The 5261-nt window shown below is 38.1% G+C and carries 6 protein-coding genes; 3 read left to right on the forward strand and 3 right to left on the reverse strand.

What is annotated here, in order from left to right; all coding sequences use genetic code 11:
- Positions 1 to 47 precede the first annotated feature (47 nt).
- Positions 48 to 1301 carry a glycosyltransferase family 4 protein gene (locus VB694_RS25160; protein WP_323363054.1) on the forward strand — a complete coding sequence of 418 codons (1254 nt, stop codon included), beginning with the start codon at positions 48 to 50 and terminating at the stop codon, positions 1299 to 1301.
- Between the two features lie 220 nt (positions 1302 to 1521).
- Here VB694_RS25160 and VB694_RS25165 read toward each other — a convergent pair whose 3' ends face one another.
- Positions 1522 to 2568 (reverse strand): DUF1611 domain-containing protein, encoded by a 1047-nt coding sequence (locus tag VB694_RS25165; RefSeq protein ID WP_323363055.1) that lies wholly within the window; start codon positions 2566 to 2568, stop codon positions 1522 to 1524.
- Positions 2552 to 3604, reverse strand: a complete 1053-nt coding sequence (locus VB694_RS25170; protein WP_323363056.1) for a dipeptide epimerase — start codon at positions 3602 to 3604, stop codon at positions 2552 to 2554. Before VB694_RS25170 ends, VB694_RS25165 begins: the two co-directional genes overlap by 17 nt.
- Before the next feature lie 81 nt (positions 3605 to 3685).
- Here VB694_RS25170 and VB694_RS25175 point away from each other — a divergent pair, with 81 nt between their 5' ends.
- Positions 3686 to 4252: an NUDIX hydrolase gene (locus VB694_RS25175; RefSeq protein ID WP_323363057.1), complete on the forward strand. Its 567-nt coding sequence runs from the start codon at positions 3686 to 3688 to the stop codon at positions 4250 to 4252.
- Here VB694_RS25175 and VB694_RS25180 read toward each other — a convergent pair.
- Positions 4227 to 4730: an HD domain-containing protein gene (locus tag VB694_RS25180; RefSeq protein WP_323363058.1), complete on the reverse strand. Its 504-nt coding sequence runs from the start codon at positions 4728 to 4730 to the stop codon at positions 4227 to 4229. The genes VB694_RS25175 and VB694_RS25180 overlap by 26 nt on opposite strands.
- A gap of 89 nt (positions 4731 to 4819) precedes the next feature.
- Here VB694_RS25180 and VB694_RS25185 point away from each other — a divergent pair, with 89 nt between their 5' ends.
- A complete protein-coding gene (locus tag VB694_RS25185; RefSeq protein ID WP_323363059.1) occupies positions 4820 to 5251 on the forward strand; it encodes a nucleoside deaminase in 432 nt (143 codons plus the stop codon).
- Positions 5252 to 5261 lie beyond the last annotated feature (10 nt).

Here is a 5261-nt window from a genome sequence, read left to right on the forward strand (position 1 = left end):
AAATGATTATATTGCTGGTAAATCAATATTAAAACTTTACGAAAAATATGTCTAAAAACCCTAAACGCATTTTATTCTTGCATCCCAATTTCCCCGCCCAATTTCGCCATCTCGCCACGGCTTTAGGGCAAGATAGTAATTACCAAGTTGTGTTTATTACTAATCGTCAAGAAGGAACAATAGCGGGCGTATTTAAAGCTATTTATGAACCATCCCGTCAAGCTGCTTCACAAACTCATCATTATGTCCGCAATTTAGAAAATGCAGTTATTTGTGGACAAGCTGTATATCGGATTGCAGAACAACTGAAAGCACAGGGTTTTATCCCCGATATAATTTATGGACATTCTGGTTGGGGTCCGACTTTATTTATGAAAGAAGTTTTCCCTAAAGCAGAGTTATTATGTTTCTTTGAATGGTTTTATCATGCGCGTGGTTCGGATGCTGATTTTGATCCTAGCGAACCATTAAACGCTGATGATTTATGTCGAATTCGGATTAAAAACGCGCCGATTTTGATTGATTTAGATAATTGCGATCGCGGACTTTCTCCTACTAATTGGCAGCGTCAACAATTCCCCTCAGAATATCATAGTAAAATCTCTGTTTGTCACGATGGCATTGATACTAATTATTTTCAACCTAACCCTGGTGCTAAATTAGTTTTACCCCGCATTAATCTTGACCTTTCCCATGTGGTAGAATTAGTAACTTATGTAGGTAGAGGGATGGAACCTTACCGAGGTTTTCCTCAGTTTATGGAAGCGGTTGCATTAATTCAACAACAACGCCCCAATTGTCATGTTGTAGTTGTAGGGGAAGATAGAGTTGCTTATGGTAAAAATCTGCCTGATGGTCAAACTTATAAACAGTTAATGTTAGAAAAATTAGATTTAGATTTATCCAGATTACACTTTACAGATAGACTACCTTATCCTGAATATCTGCAAGTTTTACAAGCTTCCTCTGTCCATATTTATTTAACCCGTCCCTTTGTTTTATCCTGGTCAATGTTAGAAACTATGTCCGCAGGATGTTTGTTATTAGCTTCCAATACACCACCAGTTTTAGAAGTAATAAAAGATGGCAAAAATGGACTATTGGTAGATTTCTTTTCTCCTGAACAAATTGCAAATAAAGTAAATGAAGCCTTGGATAATGCTGAAGATATGACAGCTATTCGGACAGCAGCAAGAAAAACAATAGTTAATAATTATGATTTAGCAACATTATTACCACAACATTTAGATTGGATGTTGGGTAAGAAAACTTCCTTAAAGTCTCATGGTTTTGGGAAGTAGAGAGGAAACATTTTGATGAGGAGATGAGGAGATGAGGAGATGAGGAGCAGGGGAGCAGGGGAGCAGGGGAGCAGGGGAGCAGGGGAGCAGGGGAGCAGGGGAGCAGGGGAGCAGGGAGTAAGAAAGAGGAAAAATAGATTCCTCCTGACTTCTGACTTCTGACTTCTGACTTCTGACTCCTGACTCCTGACTTCTGACTCCTGACTCCTGACTCCTATTTCTAACTTCGCATCACTGCATCTAACAAAACTCCACCACCAAACCGCACGGGGTCTGTACAAGGTAAACCAGTTTCGGTTATAGTTTGAGCGATCGCATTCTTAGCAGCAGACTCATCTAAATTTCTAGTATTTAAAGCTATCCCCGCAACAGGAACTTTACCAAAAGCACCTGCACCACTAGCGACAATTTCATACATCTTAATTACTTCTGGTAGAGGGGGAATAGGAACATGAGGGTTATTCCGGTTGTGGGTTTGTCCCGCTTGATGAACTAAGATCAGTTGTGTGGGTTGAGAACCGCGAATTAAAGGTAAAGTTGCAGTTGAACCAGGATGCAACAGAGAACCTTGTCCTTCAATTTGCAAGATATCGTAATGTTTACCAAACCGCATTACTAACTGTTCCACAGCACCAGCAGCAAAGTCTACCCGCACTGCATCTAAAGCTACTCCATCCCCTTCTAACATTAACCCAGTTTGACCAGTGGCTAAAAATTTAGAACGCCAACCACGCAATTTTGCTGAACGATGTAATTCTAAACTGGTGGACATTTTACCAATAGCCATATCCGTACCCACCGTCAACACCCGACGACAGGGAAGAGTCCGCGCTAAACCCGAAGCTATTTCTAAATTAGCTGGTTCTTTGCGGACATCCCAAATTATCTGTCCTGGTTTGAGGAGTGCGTTTAATTCTGGTATGTTTGCTAAAGGTGTGTGTAAACCATTAACCAAAGACATTCCTGCTTTTAAAGCATCTTTGATATCAGGCCAGTAACTATCAGGAATTATCCCACCTTTGGGAGCTATACCAATTACTAAAACTTCCGGCTGATACTGTAAAGTTGCGGCTACAGATGCGACAATTGGTACATTACGTTTGATACCTGTTAATTCTGGTAAAGATTTACCTACAGACTCCCGATCTATAATTGCAACAACTGGGGCTTCACTGTAGCGTAAAATGGATAAACCAGTTTTTCCTTGAGTTCCACTCAGTCCTTCATGCAGTAAAATTGCTGTCTTTCTATTAAGTGGCAGACGCACTATATTGTACCCCCAAACCTGGTAAATCGTTAGGTAAAATTCTTCCTTGTTTCACTGATGCACCAATAAAAGGATCATCAATTAAATTGAGATGACTATCTAAGTCTAAATAATCGGCTAAAGGTGCAAGTTGTGCAGCTGCTGTATTAGCCAGAGAACTATCAGAATAACAGCCAAACATCACTTTTAAACCATGAGATTTAGCTGTATGTACCATTCTTAAAGCTTCAGTTAAACCCCCTGATTTCATGAGTTTAATATTCACCCCATCTACATAATCAGCTAATTGGGGAATATCCGCACTGGTAAAACAACTTTCATCGACAAAGATGGGTAAAGGTGAATGTTCTTTTAGGGTGGCTAAATGGGGTTCTTGGCCTCGTGGTAATGGCTGTTCTATATACTGTATACCCAAATCTGCTAACCATAAAGACATGGCGATCGCATCTGCTAAACTCCAACCTCCGTTAGCATCTACAAATAAATCTATTTCTGGTGCTGTTTCTCGCACCGCTAAGAGCATTTTTCTGTCTGCTTCTATCCCTTCTGTTGCACCTAATTTTACCTTTAATAGCCGCACATCCATATATTCTAACCAGTCTTTTGTCCTAGCTGTTGCACCTGCTGGGGAATTAATACCAATTGTCACCGAAGTTGGTGCGATCGCATTTCTATTTAGTCCCCAAATTTGCCACAGTGGTAAACTCATACTTTTACCCATCCAATCATACAGCGCCATGTCTAATGCTGCTCTGGCTGCGGAAGGAATTTTATATTGTGTTAAAACTGCTTCAATTTCTTGACGTTGCCAAGGGTTAAATGATTCTAACACAGGAGCAATTTTTCGCAAAGCTTCCGTAATTATATCAGTTGTTTGACGGTGATTACCAACACCAAAGGGTGATGCTTCTCCCCATCCTTCTATGTCATTTTCAATGATTTTTATGCAAATATTCGTTGTTTGTGTGGTTGTTCCTCTACTAATTGTTAAGGGAAATCTTTTATTGACTGTAAATAAGTTGATCAGTATTTTCATGTTTAAGATTTATGCTCACGCAGAGGCGCAGAAAGAATAATGTTATAATTTTGGCTTGTTGGATGTATATTTTAACTTAAAATGAGTAGTTTACAAAAGTGGCAAGTTTTAAATTCACAAATGTTAATTAATCATCCTTTCTGTCAGGTACGACGGGATGAGGTTGAGTTGTCTAATGGTAAGGTTATAGATGATTATTTTGTGAATATTAAACCAGATGTGGCGTTGGTTTTACCAATTACTCATGATCAGAAAGTTGTGTTTGTGCGTCAGTACAGACACGCTGTAGGAGATTTTTTTATTGAACTTCCCGCAGGACGTTTTTATCCTGGTGAAGAAAGTGCTGAAGCAGCAGCATTGAGGGAGTTAAGGGAAGAAACAGGTTATGTTGCTGAAAATCTCCGCAAAATTGGTACTCTTCACGATAATCCCAGTAAAGAGACTAATCAAACTCATTTATTTTTGGCTGAAAATGTGGTGAAGGTAGGAGAACAACAAAATTTGGATTTAACTGAAGAAATTGAGGTGATTTTAATGCCTATAAATGCAATTTTTGAGAAAATTACTACAGGAGAAATTTCTGTTGCGGGAACAGTAGCTGCGCTTTTTTTGGGGTTGAAAATCAAACCGGATTCCTATATAAACTAATTAATTTTTTCCACATTGGTAGAATATCAATATCTTGTTCTCGATATAGAAGTTGTTTAAATTGCGGAAATTCCTGAAAATAAACTTGATAAATTCTAGAATCATTCTGAAGATTAAACTCTGTATTGGTGATTCTATCGGCTAATTTCAGTATTAACGCTTTCTTATTGGCTATAATTTTGGGTGCTGTCTTCGCAAATGTCTCCATTCTATTTTTTCCTGGTTCATTAGTTACAGCATAAACTGTGTCAGCTATCTCTTGATTAAATTCGCTGACTAACATTTCATAAGTTGTATCTGTGTCCTCTATCGTATCATGTAACCAGGCACTACAAATTATGGTATTATCCTCTCCATAACCATATTCTTTCAAAATATTAACTACATAACTAAGATGATATGAGTAATGGTATTCTCCATATTTTTGATTAGTGTGTTTAGCGATCGCAAACTGTTGTGCTTTATCTTGAATGTTCATGATTTGTCAACCTTAAAGGAATATAATCATCTGTATTACTATCATTATCCATTAATACCAGTTGTTTTTTCATATTAGGAGTTAATCAAATGGATGAGTTTATGCAAGCTGCAATTAGCGAAGCTAAACAAGGCAGAAAAGAAGGCGGAATTCCCATTGGTTCTGTTTTGGTCAAAGATGGTAAAATTATCGGTAAAGGGCATAATAAACGGGTTCAAGATGGTGATCCTGTCACCCATGCAGAAATTGATTGTTTAAGGAATGCCGGCAGAATTGGGAATTATCAAGGTACAACTTTATATTCTACTTTAATGCCATGTTATTTGTGCGCTGGTGCTGTCGTGCAGTTTGGAATTAAAAAAGTGATTGCGGGAGAATCAAAAACCTTTCCTGGTGCAAATGAATTTATGGTTTCTCATGGTGTGGAAGTCATTGATTTAAACCTTGATGAATGTGAAAAAATGATGATTGAATTTATCACAGAAAAACCAGAATTGTGGAATGAAGATATAGGAAATTAACTATATAAGG

Source organism: Anabaena sp. UHCC 0451 (assembly GCF_034931405.1).
Lineage (GTDB): Bacteria > Cyanobacteriota > Cyanobacteriia > Cyanobacteriales > Nostocaceae > RDYJ01.